Source organism: Temperatibacter marinus (assembly GCF_031598375.1).
GTDB lineage: Bacteria > Pseudomonadota > Alphaproteobacteria > Sphingomonadales > Kordiimonadaceae > Temperatibacter > Temperatibacter marinus.
This window is the reverse complement of record NZ_CP123872.1, coordinates 2,558,134-2,576,560: the sequence shown is the minus strand read 5'-3', so window position 1 is coordinate 2,576,560 and position 18,427 is coordinate 2,558,134. Positions and strand designations below refer to the sequence as shown.

Annotated in this window: 15 protein-coding genes; 4 read left to right on the top strand and 11 right to left on the bottom strand. The window is 42.1% G+C overall.

The features are described from left to right. Nucleotides 1-33: 33 nt before the first annotated feature. The gene (gene guaA / locus QGN29_RS11545) at nt 34-1,599 is read right to left on the bottom strand and encodes a glutamine-hydrolyzing GMP synthase (protein ID WP_310798019.1); all 1,566 of its coding nucleotides are present in this window, start codon (nt 1,597-1,599) and stop codon (nt 34-36) included. Between the two features lie 103 nt (nt 1,600-1,702). Further along, nucleotides 1,703-3,484 carry an aspartate--tRNA ligase gene (aspS, locus tag QGN29_RS11540; protein WP_310798018.1) on the bottom strand — a complete coding sequence of 594 codons (1,782 nt, stop codon included), beginning with the start codon at nt 3,482-3,484 and terminating at the stop codon, nt 1,703-1,705. A 197-nt stretch (nt 3,485-3,681) separates the two neighbouring features. On the opposite strand from aspS, the gene rnd reads away from it, so the two are divergent. Beyond that, nucleotides 3,682-4,830, top strand: a complete 1,149-nt coding sequence (gene rnd / locus QGN29_RS11535) for a ribonuclease D (RefSeq protein ID WP_310798017.1) — start codon at nt 3,682-3,684, stop codon at nt 4,828-4,830. Here the strand turns inward: rnd and QGN29_RS11530 are convergent. From QGN29_RS11530 to QGN29_RS11510, 5 genes are all read right to left on the bottom strand, one after another. Further along, complete coding sequence (locus QGN29_RS11530; protein WP_310798016.1) at nt 4,827-6,356, bottom strand: Ppx/GppA phosphatase family protein; 1,530 nt, start codon at nt 6,354-6,356, stop codon at nt 4,827-4,829. The two genes, rnd and QGN29_RS11530, sit on opposite strands and share 4 nt — an antisense overlap. Before the next feature lie 16 nt (nt 6,357-6,372). Further along, complete coding sequence (locus tag QGN29_RS11525) at nt 6,373-8,553, bottom strand: RNA degradosome polyphosphate kinase (protein ID WP_310798015.1); 2,181 nt, start codon at nt 8,551-8,553, stop codon at nt 6,373-6,375. Between the two features lie 117 nt (nt 8,554-8,670). Continuing rightward, a complete protein-coding gene (locus QGN29_RS11520) occupies nt 8,671-9,327 on the bottom strand; it encodes a P-loop NTPase family protein (protein ID WP_310798014.1) in 657 nt (218 codons plus the stop codon). Between the two features lie 50 nt (nt 9,328-9,377). Beyond that, nucleotides 9,378-10,481: an AI-2E family transporter gene (locus QGN29_RS11515; protein ID WP_310798013.1), complete on the bottom strand. Its 1,104-nt coding sequence runs from the start codon at nt 10,479-10,481 to the stop codon at nt 9,378-9,380. A gap of 12 nt (nt 10,482-10,493) precedes the next feature. Further along, nucleotides 10,494-11,657 carry a hypothetical protein gene (locus QGN29_RS11510; protein WP_310798012.1) on the bottom strand — a complete coding sequence of 388 codons (1,164 nt, stop codon included), beginning with the start codon at nt 11,655-11,657 and terminating at the stop codon, nt 10,494-10,496. A gap of 159 nt (nt 11,658-11,816) precedes the next feature. On the opposite strand from QGN29_RS11510, the gene purM reads away from it, so the two are divergent. Both purM and purN read left to right on the top strand, forming a co-directional pair. After that, nucleotides 11,817-12,911 carry a phosphoribosylformylglycinamidine cyclo-ligase gene (purM, locus tag QGN29_RS11505; protein ID WP_310798011.1) on the top strand — a complete coding sequence of 365 codons (1,095 nt, stop codon included), beginning with the start codon at nt 11,817-11,819 and terminating at the stop codon, nt 12,909-12,911. A gap of 21 nt (nt 12,912-12,932) precedes the next feature. Beyond that, a complete protein-coding gene (gene purN / locus QGN29_RS11500) occupies nt 12,933-13,583 on the top strand; it encodes a phosphoribosylglycinamide formyltransferase (RefSeq protein ID WP_310798010.1) in 651 nt (216 codons plus the stop codon). A 3-nt stretch (nt 13,584-13,586) separates the two neighbouring features. Here the strand turns inward: purN and QGN29_RS11495 are convergent, their stop codons facing one another. Together QGN29_RS11495 and ndk are read right to left on the bottom strand one after the other, a co-directional pair. Then, nucleotides 13,587-14,039, bottom strand: a complete 453-nt coding sequence (locus QGN29_RS11495) for a nuclear transport factor 2 family protein (RefSeq protein ID WP_310798009.1) — start codon at nt 14,037-14,039, stop codon at nt 13,587-13,589. Nucleotides 14,040-14,131: 92 nt separating this feature from the next. Then, nucleotides 14,132-14,554 (bottom strand): nucleoside-diphosphate kinase, encoded by a 423-nt coding sequence (gene ndk, locus QGN29_RS11490; protein ID WP_310798008.1) that lies wholly within the window; start codon nt 14,552-14,554, stop codon nt 14,132-14,134. A gap of 134 nt (nt 14,555-14,688) precedes the next feature. Here ndk and QGN29_RS11485 point away from each other — a divergent pair, with 134 nt between their 5' ends. Next, complete coding sequence (locus QGN29_RS11485; protein ID WP_310798007.1) at nt 14,689-16,623, top strand: ABC-F family ATP-binding cassette domain-containing protein; 1,935 nt, start codon at nt 14,689-14,691, stop codon at nt 16,621-16,623. On the opposite strand, the gene QGN29_RS11480 is transcribed toward QGN29_RS11485, so the two are convergent. Further along, nucleotides 16,620-17,174, bottom strand: coding sequence for a DUF924 family protein (locus QGN29_RS11480; protein ID WP_310798006.1), 555 nt, complete (start codon nt 17,172-17,174; stop codon nt 16,620-16,622). The genes QGN29_RS11485 and QGN29_RS11480 overlap by 4 nt on opposite strands. Beyond that, on the bottom strand, nt 17,171-18,337 hold the full coding sequence (locus QGN29_RS11475) for a M28 family metallopeptidase (RefSeq protein ID WP_310798005.1): 1,167 nt from the start codon (nt 18,335-18,337) through the stop codon (nt 17,171-17,173). Before QGN29_RS11475 ends, QGN29_RS11480 begins: the two co-directional genes overlap by 4 nt. Between the last annotated feature and the right edge of the window lie 90 nt (nt 18,338-18,427).

Sequence of the window (18,427 nt, the reverse complement as noted above, 5' to 3'; positions counted from 1 at the left end):
GTGATTGTTCACAGGCCTAGTCTGAAAGTATGCTTATTCCCACTCAATGGTGCCAGGAGGTTTTGATGTAATATCATAGACGACCCTGTTAATGCCTCGAACTTCATTTATGATCCGTGTTGCAACACGCCCTAAGAAATCATGTGGATAAGGATAATAATTAGCGGTCATACCGTCCGTTGAATTCACAGCTCTGATCGCACAAACATGATCATAGGTACGGCTATCTCCCATAACACCAACTGTTTTAACAGGCAGCAAGACAGCAAATGCTTGCCAGATATCATCGTATAATCCGGCTTTACGGATTTCTTCCAGATAGATTGCATCTGCTTTGCGCAAAATATCTGCCTTCTCCCGTGTAATCTCACCAGGTATACGAATAGCCAAGCCTGGTCCTGGGAAGGGATGGCGACCAACAAAATCTTCGTGAAGGCCTAGCTCTCGCCCTAACGCTCTGACTTCGTCTTTAAAAAGTTCTCTTAAAGGTTCGACAAGTTGCATATTCATACGCTCTGGCAATCCGCCCACATTGTGATGAGATTTGATTGTAACAGAAGGACCGCCGATAAAAGATACTGATTCGATTACATCAGGGTATAATGTTCCTTGCGCTAAGAAGTCTGCACCACCAACGGCTTGAGCTTCTTCTTCAAAGACATCAATAAACAATTTTCCAATGATTTTCCGTTTTTTCTCAGGATCTGTTACGCCTGCTAATTCGCCGAGGAACAAATCTGATGCATCTTTATGAACTAAATTAATATTATAGTGTTCTCTAAACAGGCTAACGACTTGATCACTTTCCCCTGCCCGCATAAGGCCGTGATCCACATAAACACAGGTGAGCTGATCCCCGATTGCTTCATGAATTAAGACGGCAACAACAGAGCTGTCAACACCACCAGACAGACCGCAAATTACTTTTTTATCACCAACTTGTTCGCGAATTTCTTTGATTTTTTCTTCTCTGAAACTGGCCATCGTCCAGTCCCCTTTGCAGGCACAAATTTTCTTGATAAAATTTCCGATTAGGGCCGTACCTATTGTTGTGTGCGCAACTTCCGGGTGGAATTGAACGCCGTAAAATTGACGATCTTCATCGGAAATGGCTGCATAAGGCGCACCTTCAGAGGCTGCAATAGTTTTAAAGCCAGCTGGAAGCGCATCAACATGATCACCGTGGCTCATCCATACTACTTTGCGATCTCCAACAGTACCAATACCATCAAATAGTTGGCATTCTTCTTTAATTTCAATGTCAGCATGCCCAAATTCTTGGTGGTCTGATGTGGTTACATTGCCACCCAGTTGTTGCACCATCGTTTGCTGTCCATAGCAAATGCCGAGCACCGGAACTCCAAGGGTAAAGACCTTCTCTGGTGCTCTTGGAGTATCGCTATGGGTCACAGAAGCAGGACCACCGGAAAGGATGATACCTGTTGGATTGAAACTATCGATAATATCGGCAGCAAGATTAAAGGGCACGATCTCACAATAAACGCCTGCTTCTCGCACACGGCGTGCAATAAGCTGAGTGACTTGAGAACCAAAATCTAAAACAAGTATTTTTTCATGTGTATCAATTAGAGATGTCATATCATGTACTTTCACTTGGGGCTTTAAAAGCCGCTTGGGAAATGAATAGCAACAAAGTTGCTAAGGGGCAAAAAAGGCAGGGTTTATCACCCTGCCCATAAATTTATTCTTCTTCTTTAACCGGTTCCACAGTTCTGATGTGGAGCTCTCGAAGTTGTTTTGGTTCCACAGTAGACGGGGCATTCATCATTAAATCCTCAGCCTTCTGATTCATTGGAAAGACGATGACTTCTCGAATATTTGGTTCATCAGCTAAAAGCATAACCATTCGGTCAACACCTGGGGCTAGGCCACCGTGTGGTGGTGCTCCGTATTTAAAGGCGTTCAACATACCGCCAAACTCTTCCTCAACAACGTCTTCGCCGTATCCAGCAATACCAAAAGCTTTAATCATGACTTCTGGTTGGTGATTACGAATAGCGCCTGAAGAAAGTTCGATGCCATTAACAACAATATCATATTGGTAAGCAAGAACATCAAGAGGGTCTTGAGTTTCTAGAGCTTCCATACCGCCTTGAGGCATTGAAAACGGATTATGAGAGAAGTCAATTTTCTTATTGTCTTCATCATATTCAAACATTGGATAATCCACAATCCAGCAGAAATCATAGCGGTCATTAGGGATAAGCTCGAGATCTTCTCCGACTTTGGTTCTCGCAACGCCCGCAAGTTTAGCAGCGCCAGATTCTTTGTCACAAGCAAAGAAGACACCGTCGTTCTCACCTAGTCCAAGTTGATCGATTATGGCTTGGGTTCGCTCTTCACCTAAGTTTTTAGCGATAGGACCACCAGCTACACCATTGGTAATTTTAATGTATCCAAGGCCTGCATAGCCTTCTTTACGTGCCCAATCATTCATTGAATCAAAGAATTTACGTGATTTGGCACCAGCACCTGGCGCAGGAACTGCCCTGACTACTGACCCATTTTCAATCATATTGGCAAAGATTGTAAATCCAGAACCACGGAATTGCTCAGTGACATCTTCAATAAGGATAGGGTTTCTAAGATCAGGCTTATCATTGCCGTATTTAAGCATTGATTCTTTGTATGGAATACGCGGGAATGGAGCTTGAGTAACTTTCTTATCTGAGAATTCTTCGAAAATACCAACAAGAACTGGTTCTATTGCATTGAAGACATCATCCTGCGTTACAAAGCTCATTTCAATATCAAGCTGATAAAATTCACCCGGGGATCTATCCGCACGAGCATCTTCATCACGGAAACAAGGGGCGATTTGGAAATATTTATCAAACCCAGACACCATAAGCAGCTGTTTGAACTGTTGCGGTGCTTGTGGCAAAGCATAAAATTTTCCAGGATGCTGACGTGCTGGCACAAGGAAATCACGTGCACCTTCTGGGCTAGAGGCTGTCAGAATAGGCGTTTGAAACTCTGTGAAGTTCATCTCTGTCATGCGACGACGAATTGAGCTAATCACATTAGATCGTAATAAGATGTTCTTATGCAAGCGTTCACGGCGCAGATCTAAGAAACGATACTTAAGACGCACATCTTCAGGATATTCTACATCACCAAAAACTGGCATTGGGAGTTCTTGAGCAGCGCCCTGAACTTCCATCTCATCCACGTAAACTTCGATGTCGCCTGTATTCATTGAAGAATTAATTGTTTCTTCACTGCGCGCCTTTACCCGGCCAATGATTGTGATAACGCTTTCAGCTCTCACAGCATCACATGCCTCAAAGGCTTTACTGTCCGTATCAAGGACACATTGTGTAAAGCCATAATTGTCTCTGAGGTCAATAAACAGAACACCACCATGGTCTCGTTTACGGTGAACCCAGCCAGAAAGTTTTACTGTTTCTCCAACCGCGTCGATGCGGAGGTCATCACAGGTATGCGAACGAAAAGCGTGCATAATATTTTACCCTATAAAATAAACTATAATTCATTGATGCGGAAATGCCCCATTTTGGGGGTGAAAGTCAAGCATTAGCACATATAATTTAAAGTTTTTTCACTTTCTTACATAGAAAAGGTGACGATCTTCTAATTTCTGTGTATGACAGAAAGAAATTAAAGCAAACCAATCTCAATACTAAGCTTGCATCAATTATGAAATATATTACCCATTCTTCTGACGTAGAACTTGTTTGTAAAAGACTATCTGACTCTGACTTTGTCACTGTTGATACGGAATTTTTGAGAGACAATACTTATTATCCAAAGCTGTGCTTAATTCAAGTTGCTGATGATCAGGATGCTCATGCAATTGATCCTTTGGCGGATGGCATTGATCTATCGGCTTTTTGGGAATTGATGCGGAATGAAAAAGTCATCAAAGTGATGCACGCGTGCCGTCAGGACATGGAAATCTTTTTTAATGAGATGCAATCCCTTCCAAAACCAATCTTTGATACACAAGTTGCTGCCAGTGTTTGTGGATTTGGTGATTCTGTTGGCTATGAAACCCTTGTGAATAAGATCGCAAAGAAATCAATCGACAAATCATCTCGTTATACGGACTGGTCGCGGCGCCCTTTAACCGATAAGCAATTGGATTATGCGATTGGTGACGTGACGCATCTGAGAAAAGTCTATCGCTTCTTAGATAAGCGTATTACAGAACGCGAAAGAAGTGACTGGATGCAGGATGAACTTGGTATTCTCACAAGTGTAGAGACCTATGATATTGATCCAACCAAAGTATGGCAAAGAGTTAAAGTCAGAACCAATAACCCTCGATTTTTGGGGATCCTAATAAAAATAGCTGAATGGCGCGAACGTCAAGCCATAGATCGGAATATTCCTAGGAATAGAGTGTGTAAAGATGATGTGTTACTTGAAATCTGTGCTCACCCGCCAAAAGTAGCAGAAGATCTAGACAAAATCCGTGGGCTTTCAAAAGGTTTTAGTCGCTCAAAAGCTGGCCAAACTCTAAAAACCTATATTGATGCCGCCCTTGAGGTGTCTGATGAAGACCTGCCAAAGCTTGACCGTAATAAACCACGTAAGCAACCACCTCCCATGGTAGATCTTCTCAAGGTGCTGCTCAAAATCAGATGCAATGAAGTCGGTGTTGCCCCACGTCTTGTCGCGTCTGCCGCAGAAATTGAAACTCTGGCTACAAATCCAGAAGCCGATATTCGCCCCGTTCAAGGATGGCGTATGGACGTCTTTGGTAAAGATGCTCTTGCCATGATAAATGGCAAGATGGCTCTGACGGCACGGGACGGTCAAATCACCGTTGTGGAAGTTGACTAATTTTCTGTATAAGTGATGTCTGCCGTCTTCGCCATCAATTGCGATAAATTTGCTAATCTTTTACGAACGACATTATTGGCAAGGTCTTGATGATCTTTCCTCAGTCTGAGTGTGATCTCAGATTTTGTCACTGAAATCGAACTTTCCTGAAGCATGTGGGATGTCCCTCCAGAAAGTCTATGTGCAAGCCTTAAACCTGCACCTACAATGCGTGCCTTTACGATCTGCTTCATAGGAAGCATTTGAATGACTTGGCGAATAGGGTCACTATTAATGGGCGCACCGTAAGCTTCATTGACTGCAATTGCAACATAGGCCCTATCTTCATGAGTGAGACCTACAAAGTTACCTTGTAGAATTTGCTCAACTGCCGTTACAGACCTATAATCTGGATGGCCGCGCCATGCTATATCGCTTAAATAACAAATCGCAAGATGAAGACGGTCCTCTTGATTTCTAATGTCAAACTTACCGCCCTTAAACAAGCCTGACGTCCAGTCATAGAGCAATCTTGAATGCTCCGCGAACCGGCTTCTTTCTCTAGCGAGTTCTTTACAAACAGAAAGGAAGGGATCTTTAGATTTCATTGCTTCTGTCAAATTATCAAATACATAGCCTTCTCGAAGTCCATATGTCGAAGCTTTGCAATCTTTTATTTTGAAAGCTTTTAAGACTTCTTTGAGTATCAGAGCCGCAACAGGCATGAGCTCTAGGCGCCTGCCGGAAATTAAATGCCTATAGGGTAAGTCAGATGGTTTTGACGATATTAGGCGGCGGCAATAGCTGTTCATATTCTTAGCATTAGTTCGAAACCCTTGTAGCAAAGGGATCGGCGTTGATCTTTCGGCGATCATCATCTTCATGATGTTCCGCCATGCCCCGCCAACCATATAAAAATTAGGATGGCCAAGCTTTTTCTTCAGATCTAAGCGTGAAAGTGTTTCCTTGAGGTAAGCCTTCATCGCTTTGGTATCATCTCCAAATTCTGCGATTAATCTAAGAGGACCAATCGGTAAACTTACTCGCTCAGAAACATCACGGCCATTAAGGATTGCCAGCTCTAAGGAGCCCCCACCTAGATCACCCATTAAGCCATGGGCAGAGCCTTCAGAGCTGATGACACCTAAACCAGATAATCGACCTTCTTCTTTGCCATCAATTATAGAAATATTCAGTCCTATTTCTTCTTTTATTTTTTGTACAAAGTCTGGACCATTCGAAGCATCTCGAATGGCTGCTGTGGCCAAGGGATATATTTCCTTAATTCCAGCATGTTTACACAAAACACTAAAGCGTTTCAGCGTAGAATAAGCCAAATTCATCGCTTTTTTCGACAGTTTCCCTGTGCGTCCTACTTCTTCCCCAAGACCACATAATACTTTCTCATTGAAAACGATCTCGGGAACCCTTTTAAGGCCTGAGTAGGTGACCAATCGGACCGAGTTTGATCCAATATCAATGATAGCAAAATATGTTTTTCCATTGATGGCATTATCTGCACTGGTTTTTGCGGTCTTGAGTTCCATACTATTCTTAACCCTATTAATTATCGTCCGTCACATATGTCATTAAGTCTTCTGGAGCCGCTTTTCTTAAAGCTTTCCCGCGTCCTGACATTGAGGGGTTTGTCATAAAATAATCATGAGCAATGAAGGTTGCTTCGCTATCATCCATCTTAACGCGTTCATAGGAGCCATCAGATTTCTGATGCCAGCTTTGTGCATTATCTCTTAGATTTGCGGCCATGATCTGCCCTACGATTTGATCATGAACTGTATTATTCTCAATAGGAACCAAAGCTTCCACTCGTCGGTAAAAGTTGCGCGGCATCCAGTCTGCGCTAGAGATGTAAACTTTTGATTTCTTAGAGGGAAGTGCTCGCCCATTACCAAAGCAGACGACCCTGCTGTGTTCTAGAAAGCGCCCTACAATTGATTTAACTCTGATATTTTCACTGAGCCCTGGCACACCTGGTCGTAATGTACAAATGCCCCTGACAACCAAATCAATCTGAACCCCTTCGCAGGAAGCTTCATACAGCTTGTCAATAATGACAGGATCCAAAAGGGAATTCATTTTTGCCCATACAGCAGCCGGTTTTTCCGCGCGGGCATTCTTGATTTCCTGGTCAATATCTTCCAAGAGTTTGCTTTGAACCGAGAATGGAGACATGCCTAATTTTTCAAGATTTTGAGGCTCTACATAGCCTGTTAAATAATTGAAGAGGCGATTGACGTCACGCCCCAAAGCTTCATTATCTGTAAAATAGGATAAATCTGCATAGATTTTCGCAGTAATCGGATGATAATTTCCTGTCCCAAAATGACAAAATGTTTTTAATTTATTATTGGGCATGCGTTTAATCACTGTAGAGACTTTGGCGTGTGTTTTTAAATCAATAAAGCCATAAACCACATGAACCCCAGCTCTTTCGAGCTCTCGGGCCCATTTTATGTTTTGTTCCTCATCAAACCGTGCTTTTAATTCTAAGACAGCTGTAACATTCTTACCGTTTTCTGCTGCCTCTTTGAGCGCTTTGATAATCATTGACTGAGGACCTGCACGGTACAACGTTTGTTTAATTGCTACCACACCCGGGTCGCGGGCAGCTTGACGCAAAAATTCGATTACAACATCAAAGCTTTCATACGGGTGATGAACGACAAAATCCTTTGCTTCTATAGCTTTAAAAATATCACCTCCAAAATCTTTTACGCGCTCGGGATACCGAGGGGTGTAAGGGGTAAATTTTAAATCAGGATAATCATCAACAATGAGTTCAGAAAGTTGATTTATACCAAGAATGCCATTCACGAGAACAACACTTTCTTCTTTAGCATCCATATATTTGATGATGAGTTGTTTCAAATCATCAGGCATGTCAGAATCCATTTTTAAGCGTATGACTTTCCCGTGCCGTCGTCGTTTTAGCGCACTTTCAAAAACCCTGACAAGGTCTTCAGCTTCGTCTTCAATGTCTAAGTCACTATCTCTGATTATTCTGAATACGCCGCAGCCATTCAATGAGTAGTCAGGGAATAATTGTTCCGTAAATAACTGTAGTAAATGTTCTACAGATATAAATCGAACACCCTCCCCAGGTAGTCTTATAAAACGATCAACTTGATGAGGGATCGGCAGCAAGGCAACCATTTCTCTTTTTTTCGATTGATGGCTCAAAGACAAAGCCATAGTAAAGCCGAGATTTGGAATAAAAGGAAAAGGATGGGCAGGATCAACTGCAATAGGTGTCAGTAGAGGAAAGATATATTCTAGAAAATAGTCCTGTAGCCAATCTTTTTCATCATCAGAAACATCTTTAGGTTTTAGAACGTTAATACCCTCGTCCTTCAGTTCATTAACCATATTCAACCAAATCTTCTGTTGTTCTGACATAAGTTCATCAGCAAGGTTGTTGATTTGATTTAGTTGTTCTGAAGCTGATAATTGATCATCAGATAAAACTTTAACGCCACTATCAATCTGGCCACGCAGACCTGCAACACGGACCATATAGAATTCATCAAGGTTGTTACCTGAAATAGAAAGAAAATGTAAACGCTCTAGGAGTGGATGCCTTGGATTAGTCGACTCTTCAAGGACACGCATATTAAAACGAAGCCAGCTCAGCTCTCGATTTAAATATTTTTCCGAACCTGGAATTTGCTTTATGCGCTTCTTATGAGACACTTTTCTCTCGCTTTCCGTGGTATTTGTACTCATCAAAGAAGTATGCCTACTTCTCATGATATGATCGCTCCTGTTCTGGGCAAACAACAAGAGGCTATCTTTTAGCACTGAATAAACAGGCTTACTATGACAATTTAATGAAAAGATGCTTTATTTCAGGAGGCTAGCTGCTAATTGTCTTGAAACTTTACATTTTTTTGAGAGAGCTTCTTGATCAAGTCTAACCACAATATTTTCTGCGGCTTCAAATGATCTTTCTACATGAACAAGTAAGAATTTAATAAGCGAGGGATCAATGGAGATTTGCCTGTCTGAAAAAAGTTTATAGTAAATCTTTTCCAGTAGATCATCGTCTGGCTCTGCAATCTCTTTCACATCCATTAACCCGATACGTGACTTCAAATCCGGTAATTCAAAGTTCCATTTGGAGGGGGCTGACCGAGCAGTCAGCAATAGATACCCACCATTTTCCTTAGACCAGTTAAAGAGATGGAAAAGCAAATGTTCGTCATAAATGTTTTGATCAACATCTTCCACGACAAAAGAATTATGCGCTTCTATGTCAGATAACTCTTCATTACCTTTTACATGAAAAGAAGATGTTAACTCACTGAAACTGTAGGCCAAATGGGTTTTCCCTGAACTTGCAGGCCCGTAAATACAAAGCGCATGAGATGCCCAACTTTTTTGATCCTTAATGGCAGCATAAGCCAGCTCATTAGAAGAAGACAATAAATAGTCCTCTAAAGAATGAGACGGTGTGTAATCCCAGTCCAAGGGATATTGTTTCGAAGAACGATTATTCATTTTTCTATCCAATTACAACGCCTTTAGAAAAGCAAGACTGCCTTCTGCACCTACGCTTTATGACTCTCAATTTCTTCTTGATTTGAAGTCGTAGTACTTTCCACAGGCGCTTGTGTTCCAAGGTCATAGTGGGTTTCATATTCTTTAATCCAAAATCTGGCCAAGACCGCTATAGCCGCAGCAAAAGGAACAGAAATAAGGACACCCACAAATCCCATAGCTTCTGATCCTGCAAAAATCGCAAACAAAACCCAGACGGGATGTAAACCTACTTTATCACCAACAAGCTTTGGCGTAAGAAATGCCCCTTCAACAATTTGAACGACAGCATAAACAAGAAGCACTAGGCCGATTGCACCGCCGTCAAAGCCAAATTGCCCGACTGCTACCAAGGTGGCGAGCAGCGCTGCAAAGATTGCACCGACAAACGGGATGAAAGCCAAAACACCAGCTAGAACGCCTAATAGAACTGAAAAATTCAATCCCGCAAGAGACCACCCGACGGCGTATAACACCCCCATAATCATAGCAACGATCATTTGGCCGCGTACAAAGCCCGCTAAAGCCTTATCGATATTAATCATTATGGATCGTATATCAGCTGCTTTTTTGGGTGGAAGAAGCCCATTGACTCGAGCAACAATTAGGTCCCAATCCCTGAGTAGATAAAAGGCAACTACAGGCGAAATTAATAGCAACATCAACAAATTAAGGACCGCAGCTCCATTTCGTAAAATGCTTGAAATTGCCTGATTTAAACTGCCGAGAGCCTTATCGGCTGCACTTGCAATTACACTTTCAGCATTTTGATTAATATCAATCCCGAAATTTGTATGTAATGATTTTGTTAATTCATCGAACCAAGGCCCTAAACTAGAAATAGTCTTAGGTAAAATTGTACTTACTGATGCCAATTGGGCCTTAATAATAGGCCAGAAGGCAAATACAACGCCTCCTAAGGCAAGGAAGAAAACGAGCAGAACAATAGCCGCAGCTCCCCCTCTCGGTAATTTTCTCTCTTCCAGCTTATCGGCAAGCGGGTCAAGAAAATATGCAATCGCTAGTCCAGCCAAAAAGGGCAATAAGACAGCTTTCGAGACATATACAATCATGGATATAAAGATGCATATACCCGCAAGTACCCATTTATTCATAAGAATTCTACCCTATTGGTTTAGAGGTTTCAGGAGCCATTCTTCACCATAAGCTTCGATTTTCAATCCCGCAAGCTTAAGCGCTAACGTTAATTGGTCCTCTCGTCCTCGATATTTCAAGAAAGCTTTAGACACAGGGATTCCAATCTCTAGAACTTTCCACTCTTGAACTAGGCTTAAGCTATCTATGGCTCGTTGGACTGTGGCCAAGTCTGAAAGGCTATTCGTTGGAATGATTAATGAGATTTCCCCGACAACACTGCTGTTTATCAACAACCTAGACCGCCAACTATCATCAACCTCAGCAAGAATTTGATCAAGGGCAAACGACAATTTATTGACAGCGTTACTTTCAGAATTATCACGCAGTGTAAAAGCAATATCCTTTTGAATAGTGCCTTGACCGCTCAACCCTGTCGCCGTGAGTTTATACATAAAATCAACAGTTTGAGTGAATTCATTATAGTTAGTATGCATTAAGACAGCTTCATCCATACCATTTTCTTTTGCAAGTTTCTGGAAGAAGGCAGCCCCCCCTTCCTTATCGCTGAGCAAAGCCCCCTTTACTGTTTCAGCGCCAATGGTAGCCCGAATTGAGAGGCTGTCTTCCAGTGATTTATAGCTTCTAAGACGGTTAAGACTATCCACATTATTCCAAGCAGCAAGGGCGGGATTTGTTTCTTCCCACATATAATCAAGGCCATTGTGACTATGCGTATGAACAATGAGCACCCCTGTTCCAGCACCCAATACATGGGGAATTCCATTTTCCGATAAGAAGCTTGCAAGCTTCACGGGTTCAAAACCAATATTTATAGTGGCTAAATAGCGTTTTCCTGATCGTCGCTCAGAGACATATTCAATACCACGGATCATAGAAACTTTTTCTCTGAATGATATTTGAGGGACACGATCTAAATCTTCATTCGAGACAATTTTTCTAAGCAACGAGTTAAAAGCATGTTCCTGAGCCTCTTGCAGTCCTTTTTCCCTAGCGATAAGTGAAGAACGGTCCGAGCGATCAATTTTTATTTCCCTAATAGTGAACAGAATATCAAGCGCTTCAGTCGATCTGATAAAATCTTGTGCATGTAAGCTGCCTCCTGAGGCGCTAAAAGAAGCCTTAAAAGTAAGGAAAACCATCAAAAACCAATAAAATGGCATATTTTTTTTCATATATTGAAACTTAGACACTTCAAACGCTCATCATTTATCTATATAAGCAGTCAAAATTTGCTGATTATTCATTCTTGCTATATAGACCATTTACGACAACTCTATGGCAAGTTAAATGTGACCAGCTATGAAAAATTCTTTTATCTGGGGTGAAAACCAATGACCGAAAACAAATCCTATACTTACAAAGATGCAGGCGTTGATATTGATGCAGGAGAAGCTCTCGTGGATCGCATTAAACCAATGGCAGCAAGCACAAAGCGCCCAGGTGCTGATGCTGACCTTGGGGGATTTGGTGGTCTTTTTGATCTAAAGGCTGCTGGCTATGAAGATCCTATTCTAGTGGCAGCAACTGATGGGGTCGGGACGAAACTGAAGGTCGCACTAGAGGCTGGTATTCATGATACAGTCGGGATTGACTTAGTAGCCATGTGTGTCAATGATCTTGTCGTCCAAGGCGCAGAACCGTTGTTGTTTTTGGATTACATGGCAACTGGTCATTTAGATGTTGATCAGATGGCCGACGTTGTCTCTGGGATAGCTGAGGGTTGCCGCCAGAGTGGATCAGTTCTTATTGGCGGCGAAACTGCAGAAATGCCTGGCATGTATAAGGGGAATGATTATGACCTTGCTGGCTTTAGTGTTGGTGCTGCTGAACGCGGTACGCTTTTAGATGGCTCTAAAGTTTCTGAAGGTGATGTGCTCCTTGGTCTTGCGTCTTCAGGCATTCATTCCAATGGATACTCGTTAGTCCGCCGTATTATTGAAGACAAGGGATATAAATACAGTGACCCTGCTCCTTTTGCTTCAGGGAAAACAGTTGGTGAGGCTTTTCTTGCTCCCACAAAAATTTATGTTAAGAGCTGTTTAAAAGCGGTTAAAACAGGCCATGTAAAAGCCCTTTCACACATTACAGGTGGGGGGTTTCTTGAAAATGTTCCGCGTGTCATGCCCAAAGATACAGTGGCTGAAATTGATTCTTCCATATGGGAATTGCCCGCTATTTTCAATTTCCTAAGGGAAGAAGGCAATATTGATACTAGAGAAATGGCACGCACCTTTAACTGCGGCATGGGGATGGTCTTGGTCGTCTCTTCTGATAAAGCAGAGGAAGTTTCCGCACTTCTTTCTAGTGAAGGCGAAGATGTTTATAATCTTGGCACCATAAAAGCAGGAGCAGGCAAGCCTATTTGCCGCGTCTCTGGAGGTGCTGGTACATGGGGAAGCGATGTTGATTGGGTTTCTGAGACATAATTCCACTGAAGGTCTTGAATAATGTCAAATCTTAAACTGGGTGTGATGATATCAGGAAGAGGATCTAATCTGCAAGCGCTTATCGATGCTTGTGCCGATCCAGGATTTCCTGCTGAAATCGTTGTCGTAATCTCTAACAAAGCAGATGCTTATGGCCTAGAACGTGCACGTATGGCAGGAATTAAAGCTGTTAGCTTTTCCCAAAAAAAACATTCAAGTAAAGAGGCTTACGAACAATCAATTGATGCTGAACTTAGAGATATGGGTGTAGAATTAGTCTGTCTTGCAGGCTATATGCGAATTCTTGGTTCGGATTTTGTCAAGGGCTGGATAGATCACATGATCAACATTCATCCTTCTCTTTTACCTGCGTATAAAGGGTTAAATACGCACAAACGGGCTTTAGAGGATGGATGTCGTTTTACAGGGTGTACTGTGCACTATGTTGTGCCTGACCTTGATAGTGGCCCTATCATTTCTCAAGCCGCCATCCCTATCAGTATGGACGATACCAATGAAACCCTAGCCGATAAGGTCCTACCTTATGAACATAAACTGTATCCGTACGCTGTAAAACTCATAGCTGAGAAGCGCATAAATCTGATAAACAATGTGGTTCATATCAAAGGGTATGAGGATCCTATCAATGGGGTCATAAACCCTGCTGTATAAAGCTTATTTAAGTTTTCCGTCAGAATGACTTTGCCAGATAATATTATATATTTGCCACTGGCCCTCTTCTGATTTCGCCAAATGGAAAAAATCAACTCCCCAATGAGCTTCAACCTTTGCGGAGGCAACTTTATCCATAATTTCAAAGATGGTGATGACCATATGCCCGTCTTTACCAGGGTCAAATTTTGATCCCCACCCTGGTGCAAATTCCATGGCAGATTTTTGAGTCATAGAATAAGGCCCTTTGTACGCTTTATCACCGGCCCCGCGATACCAACCAATTTTTCGCATGCTTGTATGAACATGCTTTTCCAATAACGATGCATCGCCCAAATAAAAGCCGTGCACATATCCTTTGATAGCAGCTTGAACATCCGCTTTATCGTCAGCAGTTAAAGGCATGCCTAGAAGGGACATAAGCCCTAAAGATAAAAATAAAGGTGTAATTTTCATAGTTGATCCTCCAGAGTTGAAGGACCCTACCATAAAAAAAGGCCTCTACCAAATAAGTAGAGACCTAAATGATTTCATTCTACAGCGTAGAATTAGCCAACGATTTCGTTACCTGAGAAGAACTGTGCAATTTCTAGAGCAGCATTTTCTTCAGAATCTGAACCGTGAACAGAGTTTTCGCCAATTGAAAGTGCATATTCTTTACGAACAGTACCTTCAGCAGCTTCAGCTGGGTTAGTAGCTCCCATGACTTCACGGTGCGCAAGTACTGCGTTCTCGCCTTCTAGAACCTGAACAACCACAGGTGCAGAAGTCATGAACTCAACAAGTTCACCGAAGAAAGGACGCTCAGAATGTACAGCATAAAATGTTTCTGCTTGAGCTTGTGTCATTTGAATACGCTTTTGGCCAACGATGCGAAGACCTGCTTTTTCAAAAATTGCATTGATAGCGCCAGTTAGGTTACGATTTGTTGCGTCTGGCTTGATAATAGAGAATGTACGTTGAATAGCCATTATCTTAATTCCTTATGTGTTGAGACCGCGGGACCACCCCGCAGTCTAAAAATTCGATTCGTGTGCGCTATATAACGAAGTTCACAAAAAAAGCCAAGCCCGCATTCACATTTGAATCTATCCATGCTAAAGGCATGACAAAATTTTCTGCCGTTCAACGCTTATGGATATCTATGCTTCATATTACAGACATAACCTATAGAATTGGTGATCGATTGCTCTTTGATCAAGCAACTGTGCGCATTCCGGTGGGCCATAAAGTTGGCTTTGTCGGTAAAAACGGCGCTGGAAAATCCACTTTGTTTAGAATGATTCTTGATGAATTTGGACCAGAATCTGGAGCCATTAAGGTTAGATCTAACGCAATTGTAGGTCATGTCGGTCAAGAAGCACCAGGTGGCCCTCAATCTTTACTTGAGACTGTGCTTAACTCTCACCGAGAAATGGCAGACCTAAAAGTGGAACTCTCCCAGACCGAGCAAGGAGAACGCATTGCTGAAATTCATGCACGCCTCACAGATCTGGGGTATCATTCTGCGGAAGCCCGAGCGGCTAAGATTTTATCTGGTTTAGGTTTCGATGAAGTAGCACAACTGAGATCGTGTGAAAGTTATTCTGGTGGTTGGCGCATGCGGGTGGCACTGGCTTGTATGTTATTTCAAGAACCAGACCTTCTTCTTCTTGATGAGCCGACAAACTATCTTGATATTGAGGGTGTTATCTGGCTAGAGAACTTCTTAAAATCCTACCCTTATACTGTCATAATCATTTCGCATGATAGAGATCTATTAAACAAAGCCGTAAACTCAATCGTCCATCTGGAACAAGGAAAACTTAATTTTTACACGGGTGGCTACGATCGATTTGAAGAAATGCGTCGTTTAAAAATTGAACAACAAATGGCCTTAAAGACTAAACAGGAGGCCGAGAGACGGCACATTCAAAGCTTTGTAGATCGATTTAAAGCAAAGGCTTCCAAAGCCAAACAAGCCCAAAGTCGCGTGAAAATGCTAGAGCGTATGAAACCCATAGCCAGCATAGTCGAGGAACATACTATTCCTTTCCAATTCCCGCATCCTGAGCCACTTTCTTCTCCTCTCATTGCGCTTGAAAATGTGTCAGTCGGTTATGACCCTGAGACAGTAATTTTGAATAAACTCAATCTCAGGATCGATATGGACGACAGAATTGCCCTATTAGGGGCAAATGGTAATGGAAAATCTACATTTGCCAAACTGTTGTGTGAAAAATTGAAGCCTCTAAATTTTGAGGAAGGCGGTCGCTATAGACGGCCTCGCAAATTAAAAATAGGTTATTTTGCGCAGCATCAATTAGACGAGATTAATCCCAGCGATACACCGTTACATATTATGCAAAGGTTAATGCCGGAAGAAGCCACTGAAGCACAGATAAGGGCCAGACTAGGATCGTTTGGATTTGGAATTGATAAGGCCGACCGTAAAGTTGAAAGTCTTTCTGGAGGAGAAAAGGCCCGCTTGATGTTTGCCGTATGTACATTTGATAAGCCTCAACTGCTTATTCTTGATGAACCAACGAACCATTTGGATGTGGATAGTCGTGAAGCTCTAGCACTTGCCCTTAATGATTACGATGGTGCCGTGGTTTTAATCTCTCACGATAGACATTTGGTAGAAGCCTGCGCCGATAGACTTTGGATTGTTAAAGAAGGAGATGTGGCCCCTTATGACGGAGATCTAGAGGATTATAAAAAGCTTCTACTGTCTGAGCGTTCTGGAGAAAGGCGAAAAGATAAAAAAGACGATCTTAAAAAGCAAGACCGTATATCAGGTGCCCAAGCACGGGCAGCTATCGCCCCACTCAGAAAAGCAGTCAAAGTTGCTGAGGCAGCTCTTGATAAACTTGAGAAAGAAAAGCGCCGTGTTGAAAGCAAGTTGGCTGACCCTAAGCTATATGAAAGCGAGGATCCCCGAGCTGGCCCGTTAATTATCAAATTAAATAAACAAGCCGGTGAACTCACTGTTGCTATAGAAGACGCAGAAATTGCCTGGATGGAGGCGGAAGAGAAGCTGGCTGAGGTTACAGACTAAAAGCCGCCATTTTCCTCTAAATACAAAAGCTCTTCCCAACTATTTTCACGGCCCAAAATTGCATTTCTATGAGGAAATCGTCCAAATCTAGCGATCACATCATGATGAGCGATCATATAGTTCAACGTATCCTCAATGCCTAGTTTTTTAAAAAGTTTGATACCTCTTTTTTGTATTTCTAGATTTTCAGAATGCATGAAGGGCATATAGGCAAATTTACGATATTTGCTTTCAAGATTTACATCAAGACCTTGACTGATGAGCTCTTGGGATAAGGACAGAGAGAGATAATCTGAAGCAAAGGCTTGCGGTGTATCTCTAAACATATTGCGGCTAAATTGATCAAGAAGGATAATTTCTGCAACCCTACCTTGGGGGCTACGACGCCAATCACTGTGCACACCCTCAAGAACCTCTTGATGAAGTCTACCAAACCGTTCGGTAAGAAGCGTGTCAAAAGCATCACTTTTTTTAAACCAATCTGCAGGACTGCACTCGTCATACCAAAAATGAAGAATAGTATTCCACTGCTTATCGTTCTCTTGTGTCATGTCATTTCCTTTATCGCTAGTCGCCTAACTATGGCTTCGCCGTAATCAATAGCTTCTTCAATAAGCGCATGATCTAGCTGCTTCACTGTATCTTCTGGCGTATGAATATGGGGCATGGCACCTTCTTCATCATAAGCCGCTAATGTGAGTGAAGGTATACCAGCTCGCATGAACCAGATAGTATCAAAATCCCCAACATGATGTTTCATAGACCGAATGTGTGAAAATTTATCATGGTCTCTTGAAAGTCTAAAAGCTGTTTCTATCACTGGTCCCTTATAGTGAGTCTCAGAAAAAGTCCCTGAATGACTGACATAACACAGCTTCCCTGCCCCTACAGAATCAATATTTAAAACATAGGTTGGACGGCTCATCAACTCTTCGTCGTGCAAGCCTAAATATTGCTTAGCACCTAACATGCCAGCTTCTTCGGCTGAGGTAATCACTAATCTCACTTCAGCATTTTCGGGCATATCTCTAAAGCAGCGTCTTGCAATCGTTGTCGCTGCCGTCACACCAGAGAGGTTATCATTGGCACCCGGCGTATAACCATAGCGCCAGTAATCAATAGACGTTATGAAAATGATTAGAAATAAGATCGTTGAATACATAAATCGAACATAGTCTGGGATGAAGTAATTTCCGAAATGCATAAGTGGGAATGCAGATGAAAAAATCATAATAACTGCTGTGCAATAGAGCGTTATTTTAAAGAATGATATTTGTTCTTTTCTATAAGCAAAAGAAGCAGGTGCGCTGTCTAAATGGGCCATGAGGATGATTAAGGGATCTAAGGGATAGCCTGTTGTTTTTGTTGCTACTAAATTTGCTGTAATTTTATGCTCAGTCACTTGGATTAAGGGGCTATATCGCCAGTCCATAAAAAGAAGAAAACTCCCGCTAAGACAGAGTGTTAATATGAGGGATACAAGGGGACTGTATGGTGTAATCAAGATACCTAGGATCACACCGGAAAATATAATCCAAAAAAATGGAAGATAGCTGCTGGGTGCATAAAAGCCTTCTTCTTTGACCGTGACACCAGGTTCGCCTTCTAAAATAGCCAAAAGTTCCTCTCTGGCATACATTTCTTCTTCACTGCCACACCCCCGGTGTGCATAAAGTGATAAAAGCGATATAATATCCTTTGCTTTGACAGCCATTCCAGAAACCCTTGTATTTTTCCCTACCATAGTCGGCAGAAATTCTGTAAACAAGCCGCAAGTTAAAGTTTATGAAATGACCATCCATGT

What these genes read in the sequence shown, in the direction of transcription:
- guaA (WP_310798019.1), bottom strand. Translation starts at nt 1,599, where the DNA reads ATGACATCTCTAATTGATACACATGAAAAAATACTTGTTTTAGATTTT.
- aspS (WP_310798018.1), bottom strand. Translation starts at nt 3,484, where the DNA reads ATGCACGCTTTTCGTTCGCATACCTGTGATGACCTCCGCATCGACGCG.
- rnd (WP_310798017.1), top strand. Translation starts at nt 3,682, where the DNA reads ATGAAATATATTACCCATTCTTCTGACGTAGAACTTGTTTGTAAAAGA.
- QGN29_RS11530 (WP_310798016.1), bottom strand. Translation starts at nt 6,356, where the DNA reads ATGGAACTCAAGACCGCAAAAACCAGTGCAGATAATGCCATCAATGGA.
- QGN29_RS11525 (WP_310798015.1), bottom strand. Translation starts at nt 8,553, where the DNA reads ATGAGTACAAATACCACGGAAAGCGAGAGAAAAGTGTCTCATAAGAAG.
- QGN29_RS11520 (WP_310798014.1), bottom strand. Translation starts at nt 9,327, where the DNA reads ATGAATAATCGTTCTTCGAAACAATATCCCTTGGACTGGGATTACACA.
- QGN29_RS11515 (WP_310798013.1), bottom strand. Translation starts at nt 10,481, where the DNA reads ATGAATAAATGGGTACTTGCGGGTATATGCATCTTTATATCCATGATT.
- QGN29_RS11510 (WP_310798012.1), bottom strand. Translation starts at nt 11,657, where the DNA reads ATGAAAAAAAATATGCCATTTTATTGGTTTTTGATGGTTTTCCTTACT.
- purM (WP_310798011.1), top strand. Translation starts at nt 11,817, where the DNA reads ATGACCGAAAACAAATCCTATACTTACAAAGATGCAGGCGTTGATATT.
- purN (WP_310798010.1), top strand. Translation starts at nt 12,933, where the DNA reads ATGTCAAATCTTAAACTGGGTGTGATGATATCAGGAAGAGGATCTAAT.
- QGN29_RS11495 (WP_310798009.1), bottom strand. Translation starts at nt 14,039, where the DNA reads ATGAAAATTACACCTTTATTTTTATCTTTAGGGCTTATGTCCCTTCTA.
- ndk (WP_310798008.1), bottom strand. Translation starts at nt 14,554, where the DNA reads ATGGCTATTCAACGTACATTCTCTATTATCAAGCCAGACGCAACAAAT.
- QGN29_RS11485 (WP_310798007.1), top strand. Translation starts at nt 14,689, where the DNA reads ATGACAAAATTTTCTGCCGTTCAACGCTTATGGATATCTATGCTTCAT.
- QGN29_RS11480 (WP_310798006.1), bottom strand. Translation starts at nt 17,174, where the DNA reads ATGACACAAGAGAACGATAAGCAGTGGAATACTATTCTTCATTTTTGG.
- QGN29_RS11475 (WP_310798005.1), bottom strand. Translation starts at nt 18,337, where the DNA reads ATGGCTGTCAAAGCAAAGGATATTATATCGCTTTTATCACTTTATGCA.